Source organism: Pseudomonas gessardii (assembly GCF_001983165.1).
GTDB classification, from domain to species: domain Bacteria; phylum Pseudomonadota; class Gammaproteobacteria; order Pseudomonadales; family Pseudomonadaceae; genus Aquipseudomonas; species Aquipseudomonas gessardii.
Genome location: NZ_MNPU01000044.1, coordinates 1 through 20916 on the forward strand (window position 1 = coordinate 1; position 20916 = coordinate 20916).

17 protein-coding genes and 1 pseudogene are annotated in these 20916 nt (G+C 61.2%); 5 read left to right on the top strand and 13 right to left on the bottom strand.

The window, feature by feature from the left end; all coding sequences use genetic code 11:
* Window positions 1-128: 128 nt before the first annotated feature.
* Window positions 129-866: pseudogene (locus BLL38_RS23240) on the top strand (autotransporter outer membrane beta-barrel domain-containing protein); the annotation flags it as partial.
* 140 nt (window positions 867-1006) lie between these two features.
* Here the strand turns inward: BLL38_RS23240 and guaA are convergent.
* The 4 genes from guaA to BLL38_RS23260 form a co-directional block, all read right to left on the bottom strand.
* Complete coding sequence (gene guaA / locus BLL38_RS23245) at window positions 1007-2584, bottom strand: glutamine-hydrolyzing GMP synthase (RefSeq protein WP_076964488.1); 1578 nt, start codon at window positions 2582-2584, stop codon at window positions 1007-1009.
* An 80-nt stretch (window positions 2585-2664) separates the two neighbouring features.
* On the bottom strand, window positions 2665-4134 hold the full coding sequence (gene guaB, locus BLL38_RS23250) for an IMP dehydrogenase (RefSeq protein ID WP_076964489.1): 1470 nt from the start codon (window positions 4132-4134) through the stop codon (window positions 2665-2667).
* A 159-nt stretch (window positions 4135-4293) separates the two neighbouring features.
* The gene (locus tag BLL38_RS23255; RefSeq protein ID WP_076964490.1) at window positions 4294-4842 is read right to left on the bottom strand and encodes a sugar ABC transporter ATPase; all 549 of its coding nucleotides are present in this window, start codon (window positions 4840-4842) and stop codon (window positions 4294-4296) included.
* A 135-nt stretch (window positions 4843-4977) separates the two neighbouring features.
* The gene (locus BLL38_RS23260; protein WP_076964491.1) at window positions 4978-5745 is read right to left on the bottom strand and encodes a sulfite exporter TauE/SafE family protein; all 768 of its coding nucleotides are present in this window, start codon (window positions 5743-5745) and stop codon (window positions 4978-4980) included.
* Window positions 5746-5844: 99 nt separating this feature from the next.
* Between BLL38_RS23260 and BLL38_RS23265 the strand changes: the two genes are divergently transcribed.
* The 4 genes from BLL38_RS23265 (at window position 5845) to leuA (ending at window position 11030) form a co-directional block, all read left to right on the top strand.
* Complete coding sequence (locus tag BLL38_RS23265; RefSeq protein ID WP_076964492.1) at window positions 5845-6735, top strand: LysR family transcriptional regulator; 891 nt, start codon at window positions 5845-5847, stop codon at window positions 6733-6735.
* A 30-nt stretch (window positions 6736-6765) separates the two neighbouring features.
* Window positions 6766-8145 (top strand): exodeoxyribonuclease VII large subunit, encoded by a 1380-nt coding sequence (xseA, locus tag BLL38_RS23270; protein ID WP_076964493.1) that lies wholly within the window; start codon window positions 6766-6768, stop codon window positions 8143-8145.
* A gap of 3 nt (window positions 8146-8148) precedes the next feature.
* Complete coding sequence (locus BLL38_RS23275) at window positions 8149-8970, top strand: M23 family metallopeptidase (protein ID WP_076964494.1); 822 nt, start codon at window positions 8149-8151, stop codon at window positions 8968-8970.
* 380 nt (window positions 8971-9350) lie between these two features.
* Complete coding sequence (leuA, locus tag BLL38_RS23280; RefSeq protein WP_076964495.1) at window positions 9351-11030, top strand: 2-isopropylmalate synthase; 1680 nt, start codon at window positions 9351-9353, stop codon at window positions 11028-11030.
* A gap of 124 nt (window positions 11031-11154) precedes the next feature.
* Here leuA and BLL38_RS23285 read toward each other — a convergent pair whose 3' ends face one another.
* From BLL38_RS23285 to pilW, 9 genes are all read right to left on the bottom strand, one after another.
* Window positions 11155-11946 carry an amidohydrolase gene (locus tag BLL38_RS23285; RefSeq protein ID WP_076964496.1) on the bottom strand — a complete coding sequence of 264 codons (792 nt, stop codon included), beginning with the start codon at window positions 11944-11946 and terminating at the stop codon, window positions 11155-11157.
* A complete protein-coding gene (locus tag BLL38_RS23290) occupies window positions 11934-13082 on the bottom strand; it encodes a pyridoxal phosphate-dependent aminotransferase (RefSeq protein WP_076964497.1) in 1149 nt (382 codons plus the stop codon). The genes BLL38_RS23285 and BLL38_RS23290 overlap by 13 nt, the downstream gene beginning before the upstream one ends.
* 219 nt (window positions 13083-13301) lie before the next feature.
* Window positions 13302-14771 (bottom strand): ribosome biogenesis GTPase Der, encoded by a 1470-nt coding sequence (der, locus tag BLL38_RS23295; RefSeq protein WP_076964498.1) that lies wholly within the window; start codon window positions 14769-14771, stop codon window positions 13302-13304.
* 135 nt (window positions 14772-14906) lie between these two features.
* The gene (bamB, locus tag BLL38_RS23300) at window positions 14907-16058 is read right to left on the bottom strand and encodes an outer membrane protein assembly factor BamB (protein WP_076964499.1); all 1152 of its coding nucleotides are present in this window, start codon (window positions 16056-16058) and stop codon (window positions 14907-14909) included.
* Entirely contained in the window at window positions 16051-16692 is a 642-nt protein-coding gene (locus BLL38_RS23305) for a YfgM family protein (protein WP_057437951.1), read from the bottom strand. The genes bamB and BLL38_RS23305 overlap by 8 nt, the downstream gene beginning before the upstream one ends.
* Window positions 16693-16733: 41 nt before the next feature.
* Complete coding sequence (gene hisS / locus BLL38_RS23310; protein WP_029298538.1) at window positions 16734-18023, bottom strand: histidine--tRNA ligase; 1290 nt, start codon at window positions 18021-18023, stop codon at window positions 16734-16736.
* Between the two features lie 23 nt (window positions 18024-18046).
* Window positions 18047-19156, bottom strand: a complete 1110-nt coding sequence (gene ispG / locus BLL38_RS23315) for a flavodoxin-dependent (E)-4-hydroxy-3-methylbut-2-enyl-diphosphate synthase (RefSeq protein ID WP_057437947.1) — start codon at window positions 19154-19156, stop codon at window positions 18047-18049.
* A gap of 2 nt (window positions 19157-19158) precedes the next feature.
* Window positions 19159-20148 carry a RodZ domain-containing protein gene (locus BLL38_RS23320; RefSeq protein WP_076964500.1) on the bottom strand — a complete coding sequence of 330 codons (990 nt, stop codon included), beginning with the start codon at window positions 20146-20148 and terminating at the stop codon, window positions 19159-19161.
* Window positions 20148-20906, bottom strand: coding sequence for a type IV pilus biogenesis/stability protein PilW (gene pilW, locus BLL38_RS23325; protein WP_076964501.1), 759 nt, complete (start codon window positions 20904-20906; stop codon window positions 20148-20150). Before pilW ends, BLL38_RS23320 begins: the two co-directional genes overlap by 1 nt.
* Window positions 20907-20916 lie beyond the last annotated feature (10 nt).

Consider the following 20916-nt stretch of genomic DNA (forward strand, 5'->3'; position numbering starts at 1 on the left):
TCGCAGCGTCTGTCGTTGAAAGAGCATCACCATAATGGTGACGCGCTCCTCGGTACTCAGGTGGTTGTATTGGGTAGACATGGCAACACCTTACATGAGGTGTTGCACTTGCTCCTTGAGACCGCCCTTCCACCAACGGTGTACTGCTCGGCCTGGATACTGAAGTAATGGATGGCTGGCGTTTAGGAGGCGCAACCGGCTATACCCGCACAACGTTGAATGGCGCGTCTTCTGCTTCTGGTGAAAGTGACAATTATCATCTGTCGTTATATGGCGGCAAACGCTTCGATAGCCTGTCATTGCGTATAGGGGCGGCGTCTACCTGGCATGATCAGGCGACATCGCGCAGCGTTGTGTACGCTCAAATATCAGAGCGTCAGAAGGCGCAATATACCTCCCGCACCGACCAAGTATTCGCCGAGGCCAATTACAACCGATGGGAAAATGTGGAGCCGTTTGTCAACTTGAATCAAGTCAACTTCAAGAGTGACAGTTTTAACGAACTTGGAGGGAAAACCTCCCTGCATTCCAGCGCACAGACCCAGAGCGCGACATTCTCCACGTTGGGGGTTCGCGGGCAAATGCATGTGCCCATCGAGTCGGTCAGAGCGGTGACCTTGCGTGGTGAATTAGGCTGGCAGCATCAATTCGGCAATCGGGATCGTGATACTTCGTTGAAGTTTGCCGGCAGTGATACAGCCTTTACGATCAACAGTGTACCTGTGTCCCGCGATGGAGCCCTGCTGAAGGCCAGCGCCGAAATTGCGTTATCCAAAGACACTTCGATTTCTCTCAACTACAGCGGGATCGTGTCTGGCAGCGAGAACAGCCATGGTATGAACGCAGGCGTTGCTTTCAGATTTTAGAGAGAGCCCCTCAACGGGACACCCTTTGACAAGGCACAAAGCGGTCAGAGCGCGCCAACCCCAAAAAGCCAAAAGCCCGCAATTACGCGGGCTCCAGGACATTTCTTGCTAGTGGGTGCCGGGCAAGGCCCCACGCCCCATCATTCCCACTCAATCGTCGCCGGCGGCTTGCTCGACACGTCGTAAGTCACTCGCGAAATACCTTCGATTTCATTGATGATACGGCCGCTGACCGTCTCCAGCAGTTCGTACGGCAGGTGTGCCCAGCGGGCGGTCATGAAGTCGATGGTTTCGACGGCACGCAGGGCCACGACCCAGGCGTAGCGACGGCCATCGCCAACCACGCCAACCGATTTCACCGGCTGGAACACGACGAAGGCCTGGCTGACTTTGTGGTACCAGTCGGCCTTGCGCAGTTCTTCGATGAAGATGTGATCGGCACGACGCAGCAGGTCGGCGTATTCCTTTTTCACTTCACCGAGGATGCGCACGCCCAGGCCCGGGCCCGGGAAGGGGTGGCGGTAGACCATGTCGTACGGCAGGCCCAGTTCCAGGCCCAGGCGGCGGACTTCGTCCTTGAACAGCTCGCGCAGCGGTTCTACCAGCTTGAGGTTCATTTCCTCAGGCAGGCCACCCACGTTGTGGTGGGACTTGATCACGTGGGCCTTGCCGCTCTTGGCGCCGGCCGACTCGATCACGTCGGGGTAGATGGTGCCCTGGGCCAGGTACTTGATGTTGTCCAGTTTGTTGGACTGGGCATCGAACACGTCGATGAAGGTACGGCCGATGATCTTGCGCTTCTTCTCCGGGTCGGACTCGCCGGCCAGGTTGTTCAGGAACTGATCTTCGGCGTTGGCGCGGATCACCTTGACGCCCATGTTTTCGGCGAACATGGCCATCACTTGCTCGCCTTCGTGCAGGCGCAGCAGGCCGTTGTCGACGAACACGCAGGTCAACTGGTCGCCGATGGCCTTGTGCAGCAGCGCGGCAACCACGGAGGAGTCAACGCCGCCGGACAGGCCGAGCAGCACGTTGTCGGTGCCGACCTGGGCACGCACGTTGGCAATGGCGTCTTCCGCGATTTTCGACGGGGTCCACAGGGCTTCACACTCGCAGATGTCGAGGATGAAGCGCGACAGGATGCGCCCGCCTTGCTTGGTGTGGGTCACTTCCGGGTGGAACTGCACACCGTAGTAACGACGCTCGTCGCTGAACATGCCGGCGATCGGGCAGCTTGGGGTGCTGGCCAGGATGTGGAAGTCTTCCGGCATCCGGGTGACTTTGTCACCGTGGCTCATCCAGACGTCGAGGCCGAACAGGCCGTCGGCGTCGATGTGGTCTTCGATACCGTCCAGCAGGCGGCTCTTGCCGACCACGTCCACACGGGCATAACCGAATTCACGCAGTTCGGAACCTTCAACCTTGCCGCCCAGTTGCTCGGCCATGGTCTGCATGCCGTAGCAGATACCGAAGACCGGCACGCCCAGGTCGAACACCGCTTGCGGGCAACGCGGGCTGTTGGCTTCGTGCACAGACTCGGGGCCACCGGCCAGGATGACACCTTTAGGGGCGAATTCGCGGATCGCTTCGTCATCCATGTCGAACGGGTGCAGTTCGCAGTACACGCCGATTTCACGCACGCGGCGGGCGATCAGCTGGGTGTACTGGGAACCGAAGTCGAGGATCAGGATGCGGTGGGCGTGAATGTCGAGGGCCATGAAGTCAGTCTCGTCTAATGAATCAGAAACAACTCGGGGCTGAAGAACAGCCCCGGTTACTTAACGTTTTGCTGGAAGCCTCAACCTACGCGGTAGTTTGGCGCTTCCTTGGTGATCTGCACGTCGTGGACATGGGATTCAGCCATGCCGGCGCCGGTGATCCGTACGAACTCTGGCTTGGTGCGCATTTCTTCGATGTCGGCGCTGCCGGTGTAGCCCATCGAGGAACGCAGGCCGCCCATCAGTTGATGGATGATGGCGCTCAGGGTGCCCTTGTACGGCACACGGCCTTCGATGCCTTCCGGGACGAGCTTCTCGGCGCCTGCCGAGGAGTCCTGGAAGTAACGGTCCGAAGAGCCTTGCGCCTGGGACATGGCGCCCAGCGAACCCATGCCGCGGTAAGCCTTGTACGAACGGCCCTGGAACAGTTCGATCTCGCCCGGGGCTTCTTCAGTACCGGCGAACATCGAGCCCATCATCACGCAGGAAGCACCGGCCACGATGGCCTTGGACAGGTCACCAGAGAAACGGATGCCGCCGTCGGCGATCAACGGTACGCCAGTGCCTTCGAGGGCAGCGGCAACATTGGCGATGGCGCTGATTTGCGGCACGCCCACACCGGCGACGATCCGCGTGGTGCAGATCGAGCCAGGGCCGATACCGACCTTGACCGCATCAGCGCCGGCTTCGGCCAGGGCCTTGGCGGCAGCGCCGGTGGCGATGTTGCCGCCGATCACCTGTACATCGGGGAAGTTCTGCTTGACCCAGCGTACGCGGTCGATCACGCCTTTGGAGTGACCGTGGGCGGTGTCGACCACCACCACGTCAACCCCGGCAGCGACCAGGGCCGCAACGCGGTCGCCGGTGTCTTTACCGGTACCAACGGCGGCGCCAACGCGCAGACGACCTTGGTCATCCTTGCTGGCCAGCGGGTAAGCCTTGGCTTTTTCGATGTCGTTGACGGTCATCATGCCTTTGAGGGCGAATTTGTCGTCGACGATCAGCACGCGCTCGATGCGGTGCTTGTGCAACAGTTCACGCACATCGTTCTTGTCGGCGCCTTCCTTGACGGTGACGAGGCGCTCTTTAGGCGTCATCACTTCGCGGACGGTGACTTCAAGACGGTTTTCAAAGCGCACGTCACGGGAAGTGACGATGCCGACCAGGTCGCCATTGTGCAGCACGGGAACACCGGAGATGTTGTGCAGGCGGGTCAGGTCGAACAGGTCGCGCACGGTGGCGTCGGCTTCGATGGTGATCGGATCCTTCACCACACCGGCTTCGTAACGCTTGACCTTACGCACTTCGGCAGCTTGCTGCTCGATGGTCATGTTCTTGTGGATGATACCGATGCCGCCTTCCTGGGCCATGGCAATGGCCAGACGGGCTTCGGTGACGGTGTCCATGGCAGCGGAAACCAGGGGAATATTCAGCTCGATGCCACGGGTTAGGCGGGTCTTGAGACTGACTTCGTTAGGAAGCACCTCGGAATAACCGGGCACTAGGAGAATGTCGTCGAATGTCAGAGCTTCTTGGCTGATACGCAGCATCGCGGGGGCTCCCGAGCGGGAAAATGGAAGCGCGTCATTATACTCAGACACCCCTCGGGCCTCAACGTAAAACTCTGACAAACTTGGTAATACTGATAGATGGGGAATTTCCAGACCCTGATCGTTCCCACGCAGAGCGTGGGAACGATCAGGGTGCTGCTAGAGTTCGACTTTGACCCAGCTGATTTTCTGGTCCAGCCAATCGGCAAACTCGTCGATAAAGCTCTGCTTGAAGCCCGCTTCCGCCCAGTTGTTGAAGATAAAGCCCAGGTTGGAAAACCCGCATTCCTGCAGGAACAGGAAGCCATTGATGTCATCTTCATGCCCACACAGCGGGCAAGTGAAGTTGTCGGTGTGGCCGGGCATCCAGTCTTCCAGGCTATCGAACAGCGCCTCGCCGACTTCCTTGCGGCATTCCGGGCAGCCGGCTTCTTCGAGAAAGCCCTTGGCCGGGGTATAGATGCAGCGTTTGTAGATGATTTCCAGGCCGTTGACCGGCTCGTTGAACGGCAGCGCCTCGGGGTGCAGCACCACGGCGCGGGCGCCGTCGGCCAGGGCGTAGCCCATGCGGTTGCCGGTGCGGCCACAGGTGGTCAGTTCTTCCTTGATGATGTTCTTGCGCACCAGCCAACGCACGATGGCCCGGGCGCGGGGTTCGTGGACAGGCAAGGTGGAGATTTTCGGGACAAGGATGCTTTGGGAATTCATGGGAGTCCTGCGGTGTGGCGTCTGACGCCATCGCGGGCAAGCCCGCTCCCCCATTCGATTGCATTTCAATGTGGGAGCGGGCTTGCCCGCGATGAGGCCCTAGAGCCCGGCAGCTTAATCCCTGATACACACAGGTCAAGTACTCAAATACCGCCCAATCAAGGCAATGCCACTGGCCAGTACCAACCACGTCACCAACCGCACAAACGTCTCACGGGACATGCGCAAGGTCAACCGCCGCCCCGCCCATAACCCCAGGGCCATCGCCGGTAGCAGGCACACCGCCAACAGCAGCAGTGGCAACTCGGCATACACCCCGGCGATCAAAAACAGACTCAGGCGCACCACCGTGCTCGCACTGATCAGCGCACTTTGGGTCGCCCGTGCCCCGTCCTTGGGCAGGCGGCTGTTCAGATAAATCGCATATAAAAAGCCGCCACTGCCAAACAACGCACCAAACAACCCACCCACCACGCCCATCGGCACCGCCCAGCCGGCAGCCAGGGCCGTGGGCTTGGCCCTGACCGCCAGGCTGTAGATGGCATAGGCGCTGATAAACAGGCCCATCAACAGCACAAGCAGGTCCGACTGCAGGTTGAGCAAGAAGACCACGCCGAGGGTGCAGCCAATGGCCATGCACGGCAGTAATCGCAGCAGCTCCGGCCTAACCACATCCCGCCGCGATTGCAGCAGGTTGCCAAACGCTGCAACAAAATCCAGCAGCACCAGTAGCGGGATAATCTTCGACAGCGGCATAAACATAATCAGGATCGGCCCGGCCACCAGCGCCGTGCCAAAACCGGCGATGCCAAACACGATGTAAGCCAGGGCAATCCCCAGGCCGATCACCAGCCAGTCCACCGTCCCGAACGACCACTGCCCCATCAATTCAACCAGGCTCATGCAATATTCCTTGTCAGTGATGGCCCTCACTTTAGCCAAGCGGATGAGTTGCGACTAATATCTTCCAGGCCCTCCACCTATCTCGAAAAGGCATAACTCGTGATTTCCACCCGGCAACTGCGTTACTTCGTTGAAATCGCCGAGAGCGGCAGCTTCAGCGCCGCCGCTGAGCGCCTGTTTGTCGCGCAATCGGCCCTTAGCCGGCAGATCAAGGAGCTGGAAAACTTCCTGCAAACGCCGCTGTTCGAGCGCACCGCCCGCCAACCCAGACTCACAGCAGCCGGCGAAGCGTTTTATCCACGGGCACGCAACCTGCTGGGCGAGTTGCACAAGGCCAGTGAACTGGCGACCCAGGTCGGCCACGGCCAGCTCGGCACCCTGCGCCTGAGCCATTCCAGTACGGTGCCGATGAGTGGGCGGATGCTGCGCGGGATCAGCACCTGGCTGGAGCAGTGCCCCGGGGTGTCGCTGGATATCGCCAAACTGTCCTCCGAAGCGCAGTTGGAGGAGATTGCCGAGGGTCGCCTGGAGGTCGGCCTCCTCCGCCTGCCGGTGCTGCGTCAGCGCGAAGGGGTGCGCATCGTGCCTTTATATAAGGAGCCACTGTTGCTGGCCGTCCCGCCGGCCCACCGTTTGGCCGGGCACACATCGGCCATTGAACTGGCGCAATTGAAAGACGAAGCCTTTATCTCGATCCCCCACCCGCAACGCGGCGGCCTGAGTTACCTGTCAGCCGAGTTGTGCATGCGTGCCGGATTTTTCCCCAAGGCCGCCCGGGTGATGTCGCGCAAGACCACCCAGTTGCAGTTGATCCAGGCTGGGTTTGGCATTGCCCTGCTACCCGAGTCGATGCGCGACATTGCCCCGGCCAATATTCACTTCCTGCCCCTGGCCGACCCCGATGCTCATAGCACCGTGGCCCTGGCCTGCGCGCAGGCGCCGAGCGCGTTGGTGGCGCAGTTCTGTCAAACCTTGGGCGAATGCCTATAAACTGCCGCCCATGACTAAAGATCTCTTGCCATGATTAAAGACCCGTTTGCCCGCCTGGGCCTGGACCGCGAAGTCCTGACGGTCAGCCAGCTCAACGGCCGCGCGCGGGTGTTGCTGGAGGACGTGTTCAGCAATATCTGGGTCGAGGGCGAGATCTCCAACCTCGCCCGCCCGGCCTCCGGTCATGTGTATTTCACCCTCAAGGACAGCGGCGCGCAGGTGCGTTGTGCGCTGTTTCGCAATAACGCTGCGCGGGTGCGCCAGGCGCTGAAGGATGGCCTGGCGGTCAAGGTGCGCGGCAAGGTCTCGCTGTTCGAGGGGCGTGGCGACTATCAGTTGATCCTCGACACCGTGGAGCCGGCCGGCGATGGTGCGCTGCGCCTGGCCTTCGATGCCCTGAAGGAAAAACTCAGCGCCGAAGGGTTGTTCAGTGCCGAGCGCAAGGTGCCACTGCCGGCCCATCCGCGGCGCATCGGGATTATCAGTTCGCCCACCGGTGCGGTGATCCGCGACATCATCAGTGTGTTCGGCCGCCGCGCACCGAACGTGCAACTGACCCTGATCCCCACCGCCGTGCAGGGCCGCGAAGCCGTGGCGCAGATTGTCCGCGCCCTCAAGCTCGCGGATGCCCGTGGCTTCGACGCGCTGATCCTGGCCCGGGGTGGCGGCTCCCTGGAAGACCTCTGGTGCTTCAACGAAGAAGCCGTGGCGCGGGCCATCGATGCCTGTGTCACGCCTATCGTCAGTGCGGTCGGCCATGAGACCGATGTGTCCATCAGCGACTTCGTGGCCGACGTACGCGCGCCCACGCCGTCGGCGGCGGCTGAGCTGCTGGCGCCGGATGCGAGCAACCTGGTGCGCCAGGTCGAAAGCCTGCACCGGCGCCTGGTGATGCTGATGCGCAACCGCCTGACCCACGACCGCCTGCGCCTGGACGGTATGGCCCGGCGCCTGCGCCACCCCGGTGAGCGCCTGCGCCAGCAGGCCCAGCGCCTGGATGACCTGGACATGCGCCTGCGCCGTGCGTTCGAGCGCAGCCTCAATACCCGGCGCGAGCGCCTGATCCGCCTGGAAACGCGCCTGGCCGGCCAGCATCCGGGGCGGCAACTGGCCCTGCTGCGCCAACGCCTGGACAGCCTCGCCGAACGCCTGCCCCGGGCCATGCGCGAAGGCCTCAAGGCGCGGCGCCTGCAACTGCAAAGCCAGGTGCAGACGTTGCAGGTGGTCAGCCCGCTAGCGACCCTGGGCCGTGGCTACAGCATCCTGCTGGACGAGCGCGGCCAGGCCATTCGCACTGCCGCGCAAACCCACACCGGCCAGCGCCTGACCGCGCGCCTCGGTGAAGGCCAATTGCAAGTGCGGGTCGAAGATAACCACCTGACCCCCGTCACCCTTTCATTACTGGATTGATTGATGCCTCGTCTATTTAGCCTGCTGATGTTGCTGTGCCTCGCCTTCAATGCCCATGCCGACAGCTACATCACCCGCACCCTGAACAAGCCGGTGCCCGGTGGCGTGGCCGTGGTCGACCTGGGCCCTGGGGCCGCCGCGCCAAAAGCCACCTATCAGGGCAAGCCGGTGCTGGTGGTCAAGGAACAGGACAACTGGCTGGCGATTGTCGGCATCCCGTTGACGGTCAAGCCCGGTAACGAGCGCATCAGCAGTGGCGGGCGCACCCTGCCGTTTATCGTCGGCTACAAAAAGTACCTGGAACAGCGCATCACCCTGAAGAACAAAAGCCAGGTCAACCCCGCCCCGGCGCAACTCAAGCGCATCGAAGGCGAGTTGGCCGTACAGCTCAAGGCTTACCGCAGCTTCAGCCCGAACCTGCCGAGCAACCTGGTGCTGGACAAGCCGGTGAACGGCCCGCTGTCGAGCAAGTTCGGCGTGCGCCGCTTCTTCAACGGTGAAGAGCGCAACCCGCATTCGGGCCTGGACTTCGCGGTGCCCGCCGGCACGCCGATCAAGACGCCGGCCAATGGCAAGGTGATCCTGGTGGGTAATTACTTCTTCAATGGCAACACCGTGTTTGTCGACCATGGCCAGGGCTTTATCAGCATGTTCTGCCATATGTCGAAAATTGACGTGAAGGTAGGCCAGCAATTGGTACGTGGGGCGGTGGTCGGCAAGGTCGGTTCGACGGGCCGGGCGACCGGGCCGCATATGCATTGGAATGTCAGCTTGAATGATGCACGGGTGGACCCGGCGATCTTTATTGGCGCGTTCCAGCCTTGATGTGATCGCTGGGCACACTGGCGCCATCGCGGGCTTGCATGCGACGGCGCCAGCCCTGTCGCCGCTGATTGCGCATCTTGAAAGCCTTACGCAAACAAAACAAAGCCTCTAGACCTTCAGCACAATAAAATCTCGTTTCCTACAGCAATAGCAGAACTTATCTCAATTTTTTTCGACTGCTTGCCATCTTTCACCCCGGCGGTTAGGGTTGAGCTTATGAAAACCTCTCACACCCTCATTCAGCTCCGCCAGCACCGCAGCCTGTGCCTCGTCAGCGCACGACTGCCAGGCTGAATCGATCTGCCTCGCCCCCCGGTTTTATCCAATAAACGCTTTCTGGCAGGCCGCCTCTTCTCGGCCCTACAACAAGGATTCTTCTGATGAGCATGCTCAAAGACCCGTCGTCTAAATACCGCGCGTTCCCGACCATTGATATCCCGGACCGCACCTGGCCATCGAAAACCATCACCAGCGCGCCGATCTGGTGCAGCTCCGACTTGCGCGACGGCAACCAGTCGCTGATCGAGCCGATGGACGCGGTGAAGAAACTGCGCTTCTGGAAAACCCTAGTCGCCGTGGGCGTGAAAGAAATCGAGGCATCGTTCCCGGCCGCGTCGCAGACCGACTTCGACTTTGTACGCACCCTGATCGAAGACAACCATATCCCCGAGGACACCACCATCCAGGTGCTGACCCAGGGCCGTGAAGACTTGATCGCACGGACTTTTGAATCCCTGCGCGGCGCCAAGAAAGCCATCGTGCACTTGTACAACGCCACCTCGCCGTCCTTCCGCCGTATTGTGTTCAACCAGAACAAGGACGGGATCAAGGCCATCGCGGTCGACGCCGCCAAGCTGTTCGTCAAATACGCCGCCCAGCAGCCGGAAACCCAGTGGACCTTCGAGTATTCCCCGGAGACTTTCAGCGCTACTGAACTGGAATTCGCCAAGGAAGTGTGCGATGCGGTGATCGAGGTGTGGAACCCGACACCCGAGCACAAGATGATCCTCAACCTGCCGGCCACCGTGGAATGCGCCACGCCCAATATCTATGCCGACCAGATCGAGTGGTTCGGTCGCCATATCAACCGTCGTGACAGCGTGATCATCAGCCTGCACACCCACAACGACCGTGGCACTGGCGTCGCGGCCACCGAGCTGGGCCTGATGGCCGGCGCCGACCGTGTCGAAGGCTGCCTGTTCGGCAATGGCGAGCGTACCGGTAACGTCGACCTGGTCACCGTGGCATTGAACCTCTACACCCAGGGCGTGAACCCCGGGCTGGACTTTTCCGACATCGACGGCGTACGCAAAGTGGTCGAAGAGTGCAACCAGATCCCGGTGCACCCACGTCACCCGTATGTCGGCGACCTGGTCCACACCGCGTTCTCCGGCTCGCACCAGGATGCAATCCGCAAGGGCTTCGCCCAGCAGAAACCGGATGCCTTGTGGGAAGTGCCGTACTTGCCGATCGACCCGGCCGATATTGGCCGCAGCTACGAGGCGGTGATCCGCGTCAACAGCCAGTCGGGCAAGGGCGGCATCGCCTACCTGCTGGAGCAGGAATACGGCATCAGCTTGCCACGCCGCATGCAGATCGAATTCAGCCAGGTGGTACAGGCCGAGACCGACCGCGTGGGCCTGGAAATGACCGCCGCGCAGATCCACGCGTTATTGCAGCGCGAATACCTGCAAGCCAACACCCCGTACGCCTTGGTCAGCCATCGCCTGCAGGAAGAAAACGGCAACAGCTCGGTAGAAGTTGAAGTCTCCGGCAAGGGCCAGGGCGAAACCAACCTGCGCTGGCACGGCAAGGGCAATGGTGCGCTGGAAGCGCTGGTGGCCGGCCTGCCGATTGGGGTCGAGATCATGGACTACAACGAGCACGCGATTGGCGCGGGCACTAACGCCAAGGCGGCGGCCTACATCGAACTGCGCGTGAACGGCGAGCGTCCGGTGCATGGCGTGGGTATCGATGAAAACATCACCACGGCCAGCTTCAAGGCGGTGTTCAGCGCGCTGAACCGTTCGTTGAGCCAGCTGGAAGCGAAAGCGGCGTAACGCTGCCCTGATCGTTCCCACGCTCCGCGTGGGAATGCACCTCAGGACGCTCTGCGTCCGCTCTTAAAGGCACGACGCGGAGCGTCACTGGAGGCGTTCCCACGCGGAGCGTGGGAACGATCAGTCACAGGAATGTGAAGGCATCGGCATCCAGGTTTGCTGGGAATTTTTGACGATACTCCGCCAACTGCGCCGCCTCCAGGCACACCTGGAACACCCCGTCCGCCTCCCCCGCGCTCAGCAGGCTTTCGCCCTGGAAGTCCAGGACCTGGCTGTCCCCGGTGTAGGCAAAACCCTTGCCGTCCGTGCCCACCCGGTTCACCGCCGCCACATAACACAGGTTTTCGATGGCCCGGGCCGGCAACAGGCGGTTCCAGTGCTGGCGCCGCGCACCCGGCCAGTTGGCGGTGTACAGCAGCAGGTCGGTATCCTGGGCGTCGCGACTCCACACCGGGAAGCGCAGGTCGTAGCAGATCAGCGGGCGAATCCGCCAGCCCTTGAGCTCGAACTGCACCTGGCGCTCGCCGGGGGTGTAGTGATTATGCTCACCGGCCATGCGAAACAGATGGCGCTTGTCGTAGTGCAGCACCTCACCATCGGGCCGCGCCCACAACAGGCGGTTGCGGTGGCTGCCATCGGCCGCCTGGATGATCACGCTGCCGGTAATCACCGCGTTGTACTTCTGCGCCTGGGCCTTGAGCCACTTATGGGTCGGCCCCTGCTCCGCTTCGGCCAGCGCTTCGGACGCCATGGAGAAGCCGGTGGTGAACATTTCCGGCAGCACGATCAGGTCGGCGCCCGCGGCCTGCTCCAGCAACAGTTCAAAATGCTCCAGGTTGGCCTGGCGGTCATGCCAGGCCAGGGTGGTCTGTACCAGGGCGATGTTCAGGTCGGGTAAAGCACTTAGATCACGCATAGTTTCTCAGCTGCTTGGCGCAGCGTCTCCTCGCGTTTGGCAAAGCACAGGCGCACCAGGCGCTGGCCTTGAGGTGGATTCTGGTAGAACACCGAGACCGGAATTGTCGCCACGCCATGCTCGCGGGTCATCCACAGCGACATGGCCACGTCATCCAGGTCCGGGCGAATCTGTGAGTAGTCCACCAGTTGAAAGTAAGTACCGGGCACCCGCGCAAAACTAAAACGCGAGGGAGCCAGCAGATCGCAGAACAGGTCGCGCTTGGCCTGGTAGAAGGCCGGCAGTTCTTCGACATGTTCCGGGTGCTCGGCCATAAAGTCGGCCAGGGCGTACTGCAACGGCGTTACACCGCAGAAGCTGACGTATTGATGTACCTTGCGCAGCTCGGTACTCAAGGCCGCGGGCGCCACCACGTAGCCGGTTTTCCAGCCGGTGACGTGATAGGTCTTGCCAAAGGAGCTGACCACGAACGCGCGCGGATACAGCTCTTCGTGGGCCAGGACGCTGACATGGGGCACACCATCGAATACCAGGTGCTCGTAGACCTCATCGCTGACCAGGTAGAGATCACGGTCACGGATCAGTTCGGCCAACTGGTCCAGCTCGGCACGGCTGATCAGGGCACCGCTGGGGTTGTGCGGGGTGTTGAGGATGATCATGCGCGTACGCGGGGACAGCGCGGCCCTGATCTGCTCGAAATCCAGGCTGAAATCCCCCGGCGCCAATGGCACATGCACGCACCGCCCACCGGCCAGTTCCACCGCCGGCTCATAGCTGTCGTAGCACGGGTCGAAGACGATTACTTCATCACCGCTGCGGATCACCGCTTGGATCGCACAGAAGATCGCCTGGGTGGCGCCGGGGGTGATGGTGACTTCGCTGTCGGGACAAACCTGCACGCCATAACTGCGGGCGATCTTGGCCGCCACTTGCTGGCGCAGGGCCGGCAGGCCGGTCATCGGTGCGTATTGGTTATGGCCACTGGCAACGTGTTTACCCACCGCGTCGAGCAAGGCCTGGGGACCGTTGAAGTCGGGGAAGCCCTGGGACAGGTTCAGCGCGCCGGTTTCGGCAGCGAGTTGCGACATGGTGGTGAAAATGGTGGTGCCGACATTTGGCAACTTGCTGGTGATCATTCGGTGGGCCCCTGGCGGTGAGTTACAAGTTGTAAGCTGCAAGCGCCGAAGGGTCAATCGTGAGGCACAAAAAAGGGCTCGTTCAGAGCCCCTTCTTGGGTAACGCCTAACTTACATAAGAGCTGGCTTGCCTGGGATGACGGTGGGTCAGTCAGCACATCGGTGTCTGACCTGTCGCTATCGCGGGCAAGCCCGCTCCCACACAAGCGCGCTCCACTATCAGCGGCGGTCTTTACGCTTTTTGTCAGCCTTCTTGTTGTGGCTCATCAAGCGACGTTTCTTGTTCACTTGGCGGTCAGTCAGGCTGTTCTTGTTACCTTCGTACGGGTTCTCGCCACCTTTGAACTCGATGCGGATCGGCGTGCCGACCAGCTTCAAGACGCGGCGGTAGGTGTTTTCCAGGTAACGCACGTAGGACTTGGGCACCTTCTCGATCTGGTTACCGTGGATCACGATAATCGGCGGGTTGGCACCCCCCAAGTGGGCGTAACGCAGCTTGATCCGGCGGTTATTGACCATCGGTGGCGCGTGTTCGCCCACCGCGTCTTCGAGGATCTGGGTCAGGCGGTTGGTCGGCCAGCGGGTAACCGCGGACTTGAACGAGTTCTGCACCGAGGCGTAGAGGTTGCCCACGCCAGTGCCGTGCAACGCCGAGATAAAGTGGATATCGGCGAAGTCGACGAAGAACAACCGACGTTGCAGCTCGACCTTGACGAAGTCACGCTCGCTCGGGGTCATGCCGTCCCACTTGTTGATCGCGATCACCAGTGCCCGACCGGCCTCCAGGGCAAAGCCCAGCAGGTTGAGGTCGTGGTCGACCACGCCTTCGCGGGCGTCCATGACGAAGATCACGACGTTGGCGTCTTTGATCGCCTGCAGGGTCTTGACCACCGAGAACTTTTCGACTTCCTCGTGGATCTTGCCGCGCTTGCGCACACCGGCGGTGTCGATCAGCGTGTACTTCTCGTCGTTACGCTCGAACGGGATGTAGATGCTGTCGCGGGTGGTGCCAGGCTGGTCGTAGACGATTACCCGGTCTTCACCGAGCATGCGGTTGACCAGGGTCGACTTGCCCACGTTCGGGCGGCCGATGATGGCGATCTTGATCCCGTCTTTTTCACTCGGGCCAGGAATGCGCTTGGCTTCCTCGCCTTCGGCGACGATCTCCTCTTCGCCTTCAACTTCGTCGGCGTCATCCTTGGGGAAGTCGCGCAGGGCGATTTCCAGCATCTGGGTGATGCCGCGACCGTGGGCACCGGCGACCGGAATCGCGTCCCCCAGGCCCATCGGGCTGAATTCGGCACGGGCCGCCTCAGGGTCGATGTTGTCGATCTTGTTGGCGATCAAATAGGAGCGCTTGTTACGCTTGCGCAGGTGCTCGCCGATCATCTGGTCGGCAGCGGTATAGCCGGCGCGGGCGTCCACCAGGAACAACACAACATCAGCTTCTTCGATGGCCAGCAGCGACTGCTCGGCCATCTTTTCGTCCATGCCATGCTCGTCACCGGAGATACCACCGGTGTCGACAATAATGTAGGAGCGCCCTTGCCACTTTGCCTCACCGTATTGGCGATCACGGGTCAGACCGGACAAGTCGCCGACGATGGCGTCGCGAGTCCTGGTCAGGCGGTTGAACAAGGTGGACTTGCCGACGTTAGGTCGGCCCACCAGGGCGATTACGGGAACCATGCGGCTCTCCACTGCGTTATTTCAGAAAATACAAAAGCCGCTGCAAGGCAGCGGCTGGTGCTCGGGGCAACACCCGAAGGTGCCGCATGCCCTGCCGAAGCAGGGCCGCCTGGGGGGTTACCCCAAGCATAGTTCTTACTTGATGGTCAGGGCTTCCAGCTTGCCGCTGTTACCAAACACATAAAGCATGTTGCCTACTACCAGCGGACGCGCGCGCAGGCCGTCGCTGTCGATACGTTCACGGCCGACAAAGCGACCATCCACCTGGCTCAGCAGGTGCAGGTAACCTTCCAGGTCGCCTACCGCTACATAGCTGGAGAACACTTCTGGCGCCGACAGTTGACGGCGAGCCAGCGAGTCATTGCTCCACAGGGCAGTGGTGGAACGCTCGTCGACACTTTCAACGGTGCCGGATGCCAGGCTCACGTAGACGCTGCCAAAACCCTGGGCAACACCGGCGTAGCTGGAAGCATCACGCTGCCAGAGGACGCGACCGCTTTGCAGGTCCAGCGCCGCGACACGGCCCTGGTAAGTGGCGACGTACAGGGTTTCACCCGACAGCAGCAAGCCGCCATCGATGTCCACGACCCGGTCCAGCTCGGAACGACCTTGTGGAATGGCGACCCGCGATTCCCAGGCCGGCACGCCGTTCTGGGTATCCAGGGCGACCACTTTACCGGTCGACAGACCTGCCAGTGCCAGGTTATTGGTCACAACCGGACCACTGGTACCGCGCAACGTCAGCACCGCAGGGGTGCTGTCGTACAGCCAGCGCTGCTCACCGGTGCTGGCGTCGAGGCCGATGACACGGTCATCCTGGGTCTGTACCACGACGATATCGCCGTTGGTGGCAGGCGGTGCGAGAACTTCACTGGTCACGCGAGCGCGCCATTTCTCTTCACCGCTGCCCGAATCCAGGGCCACGACTTCGCCTTTGAGCGTGCCGATCATCACCATGCCGTAACCCACGCCGACGGCACCGGAAACCGGCAGTTCGAGGTCTTTCTTCCACTTGACGTCGCCGTTCATGCGATCCATGGAGATCACCACGCCCGTCACGTCAGCGGCCACAATGTTGTCACCGTCGATTGCCGGTACCAACATGTTGTAGGTGTCGCCCTGGCCGTCACCGATGGAGCGGCTCCACTGCTTTTGCAGGACCACTTCTTCCTTGAAGCTGGTCAGCTCGGCCGGAGGCAGTTCTTTTTTGCTGTTGCTGCTGCAACCCGCGGCCAAAACGGCCAGAGCCAGCAATGCTGCATGTTTCCAACGGATCACGTCACGCATCCCCTTTGGCCAAGTCGTCCAGCTTGATTTGTAAGCCACCGACCGCTGCTTCATCAGACAGCGCAGCCTTGGCTTTTTGGTACGCAGCATTGGCTTCGTCGGTACGACCCAATTGGACCAGCAGGTCGCCCTTGAGCTCTTCGCGAGTGGCTACAAATGCCTTGTCAGCATCGCCGTCGAGCAGTTTCAGTGCTTCGTCGGCCTTGTTCTGTGCGGCCAGGACCTGGGCCAGGCGCTGACGCGCGATTTCACCCAGGGTCGGGTTGCTCGGCTTGTCGGCGATGGCTTTGAGCTCGGAGGCTGCGTCATCCAGCTTGCCGGTATCGACCGCGACTTTCGCGACGAACAGGCTGCCGTATTGGGCGTAGGTGCTACCGCCAAATTCGTTTTTCAGCTTGCCGGCCAGGTCCGCCACTTGGGCAGGGTCAGGCTTGCCAGTGGGCGTCAGCGTGGTTTCCAGCAGTTGCTGATAGAGCATCGAGGCGCCTTGCGACTGATTGCCCTGATACTTCTGGAACGCCTGCCAACCGAACACCACCACCAGCGCTAGCAGGCCGCCAGTTACCAGGGGTTTGCCGTTACGCTGCCACCAGTCTTTGAACTCGGCCAGTTGATCATCTTCAGTACTCGACACCCCAATACTCCTTAATCGCTAAATTCGGCTGTTTGACAGCTTCAACCCTGCACGATGCAGGTGGCCAAGTGCGCAGCAAGCGCATCAAAGGCAATGCTTTGTTGTTCGCCCTGGCCACGCAGGGGTTTGACACTTACCACTTGCTGGGCCAGTTCATCGTCGCCCAGGATCAGCGCGTACAACGCACCGCTCTTGTCGGCTTTCTTGAATTGGCTCTTGAAGCTGCCCGCGCCGGCATTGACTTGCAGGCGCAGGCTCGGCAGTTGGTCGCGCAACTGTTCGCTCAAGGCCAGGCCTGCCAGTTCGGCCGCCTCGCCAAAGGCGCACAGGTACACATCCACCTGACGGGAAATTTCTTCAGGGATCTGCTCCAGGGTTTCCAGCAGCAGGATCAGGCGCTCGATGCCCATGGCAAAACCCACGCCGGTGGTCGGCTTGCCGCCCATCTGCTCGACCAGGCCATCGTAACGGCCACCGGCACACACGGTGCCCTGGGCGCCGAGCTTGTCGGTGACCCACTCGAACACGGTCTTGCTGTAGTAATCGAGGCCGCGCACCAACTTGGGGTTGATCACGTAAGGAATCCCGGCCGCGTCCAGACGAGCCTTGAGGCCCTCGAAGTGCGTGCGGGATTCGTCGTCCAGATAGTCAGCCATTTTCGGCGCATCGACCAGCACCGCCTGGGTGTCAGCGTTCTTGGTATCCAGGACGCGCAACGGGTTGGTCTTCAGGCGACGCTGGCTGTCTTCATCGAGCTTGTCCAGGTGGGCGGACAGGTACTCGACCAGGGCTTCACGGTAGCGACCACGGGATTCACTGGTGCCCAGGCTGTTGAGCTCGAGCTTGACCGCGTCGCGGATGCCCAATTGGCCCCACAGGCGCCAGGTCAGCACGATCAGCTCGGCATCGATGTCCGGGCCATCGAGGTTGAAGACTTCGCAACCGATCTGGTGGAACTGGCGATAACGGCCTTTTTGTGGACGCTCGTGGCGGAACATCGGGCCGATGTACCACAGCTTCTGGGTCTGGCCACCACCGGTGATGCCATGTTCGAGCACGGCGCGCACGCACGCAGCGGTGCCTTCCGGGCGCAGGGTCAGGGAGTCGCCGTTGCGGTCTTCAAAGGTGTACATCTCTTTTTCGACGATGTCGGTCACTTCACCAATGGAGCGCTTGAACAGCTCGGTGAACTCGACGATTGGCATGCGGATCTGCTTGTAACCGTAGTTATCCAACAGGCGCGCGACCGTGCTCTCGAAATAGCGCCACAGGGGCGTCTGTTCGGGCAGGATGTCGTTCATGCCACGAATGGCTTGCAGAGACTTGCTCACATCAAATCCTTAAATTCATTCGATCAGCCGCGAGCGATCAGCGCTGCGTCAGAGGCGACCTTCTCGGCCGCTTTCTCGCGGATCAGCCGTTCCAACTGATCCACCAGATTATCATTCGTCAATTTTTGCGACGGCTTGCCGTCGATGTAAATCAGGTTCGGGGTACCGCCGGTCAGGCCCACATGGGCCTCCTTGGCCTCACCCGGCCCGTTGACCACGCAACCGATCACCGCGACATCCAGCGGCACCAGCAGGTCTTCCAGGCGTACTTCCAACTCGTTCATGGTTTTCACCACGTCGAAGTTCTGCCGCGAGCAACTCGGGCAGGCAATAAAATTGATGCCACGGGAACGTAGATGCAGGGATTTGAGAATGTCGTAGCCGACTTTCACTTCCTCTACCGGGTCCGCCGCCAGGGAGATGCGAATGGTATCGCCAATCCCGTCGGCCAGCAGCATACCGAGACCCACCGCAGATTTCACTGTGCCTGAGCGCAAACCACCGGCTTCGGTGATGCCCAGGTGCAACGGCTGCACGATTTCCTTGGCCAGCAGGCGGTAGGCTTCTACCGCCATGAACACGTCGGAGGCCTTTACGCTGACCTTGAAGTCCTGGAAATTCAGGCGTTCAAGGTGCTCGACATGGCGCAGTGCCGACTCGACCAGGGCGGCCGGGGTGGGCTCGCCGTATTTCTTTTGCAGGTCTTTTTCCAGGGAACCGGCGTTGACCCCGATGCGGATCGGGATCCCGCGATCACGGGCAGCGTCGACCACGGCACGCACCCGGTCTTCGCGACCGATGTTGCCCGGGTTGATCCGCAGGCAGTCGACACCCAGTTCGGCCACGCGCAACGCGATCTTGTAGTCGAAGTGAATATCGGCGACCAGTGGCACCTTGACCAGTTGCTTGATGCGACCGAAGGCCTCGGCAGCGTCCATATCCGGCACGGAAACCCGCACGATATCGACGCCTGCGGCTTCCAGGCGGTTGATCTGGGCCACGGTGGCCGCTACGTCATTGGTGTCGCTGTTGGTCATGCTCTGCACTGCGATGGGGGCATCGCCACCCACCGGTACGGAGCCGACCCAGATTTTGCGCGATACGCGACGTTTGATTGGAGATTCGCCGTGCATGACTATTGTCCCAATTTCAGGCGAGCAGTCTCGCCACTGGTGAAGGGCGCCACGTCTACAGGCTGGCCGTTGTAGGCCACTTGCGCGCCACGGGCAAAGCCCAGACGCAGCGTCAAAGGAGGCTTGCCGACCTGCTCAAGCGTATCTCCCTTACGCTTCAAAGCACTGAACAGGACCTTGCCATTGCCGTCGGTGACTTGTGTCCAGCAGTCAGCAACATAGGTAATCAGGAGGCGACCATCGCCCGCCACACCAGCAGGCACCTGGGCGGCAGGGGCGGCAACCGTTGGCGCGGCTGGCGCGACCGGAGCCGGTATGACAGGCACCTGGGCCGCAGTGACCGGCGCCTGGGTTACGGGTGCGGCTGGCGCCGGCGCTACGGCGGCAGGCGCCGCTTCACTGCCGGCCTCGGCCGGCGGCTGGCCCGCCTGCAGGTCAAGAGGGGTTTCGGGAGCGGCCTGGCCCTGGGCGACGGCCTGGTCTTCCGGCTCGTCCAGGGGATGAATCTGGGTGGTGCCGTCGGCGCTTTCGACTTCGACGTGCTCCAGGGCGTTGCTGATCAGGTCCTTGCTGCGCAGCGAGGTCTGGTCCTGCCACCAGATAAAACCACCACCGATCACTGCAATCAGCAGCAGCAGGCTGACAATTCGCAAAATAGTGTGGGAAACCCGCACAGGTTCTTCAATACGGCCAAGACCGTGTACGTTGCTGCCCTGGGAGTCGGTGCCGGTGAACTGGTCGAATTGCTGGACCAGGATGGCCTGGTCGATGCCCAGCAGCTTGGCATAGGCACGGATATAGCCACGGGCGAAGGTATGCCCTGGCAATTTGTCGAACGCGCCATTTTCCAGGTTGCCCAGGGAAGAGGTGGTCAAATTGAGCTTGAGGGCCACGTCTTCCAGCGACCAACCATTGCTTTCGCGGGCCTGACGCAAGGTCTCGCCTGGGTTTACGCGATTAGCGGCTACAACTTCCGGGTGCGCGGCTTTCATCATTGCTCCGACAGGTATTGCTGATATTCCGGCGTACCGGGATAGAGTCGTTCTAATTGCTGGCCAAAACGTGCGGCCTTGTCGCGTTCTTCATGAACCGTGGCCAGGCGCACACCCAGCAATAGACTACGTGCATTTTGCCCACTGAGCAGGCTAAAACGCTCGTAATAGTCACGTGCCGGCACATAATGCCTGTCTTCAAACGACAACTGGGCCATTTCGAGCAAGGCCCGTGGCTGGCGCTGGTTCAGGTGCAGGGCCTTTTCCAGCTGCCGGCGGGCGTCTTCACGCTGGCCGAGGCGCACGGACGTCACTCCCAGGTTCTCGAAAACCCGCGAACGTTCAGGATATAGGGTATCAGTGGCTGCTTGCTGGAAATAAGCGGATGCTTGCTTATAACGCTCCTGCTGGAACAAGAAGCTGCCGTAGTTGTTGAGCAGGCGCGGGTCATGGGGGCGAACCGCCAGGGCCTTCTGGTAATACTGGTCGGCCAGCTCGGGCTCGGCCTGGGCCTGGAACACCAGGGCCAGCCCCGCATTGGCGTCGGCATCCTGGCCATCGAGGGCCAGGGCCTTTTGCAGCGGCACCTTGGCCTGCTCGCTCAAACCCTGGCGCAGGTAACCCAGCCCCAGCTGCACATAGGCAGCACGCGCTTCGTCACGGCCCTTGCCGGTTTGCAACGGGCTATCAGAGCCCGATGAAACACAGCCAACCGACAGGCTGGCAACAAGCAACAGCAGCGCAAGGCGCAGGGGCATAGAGTTCCTC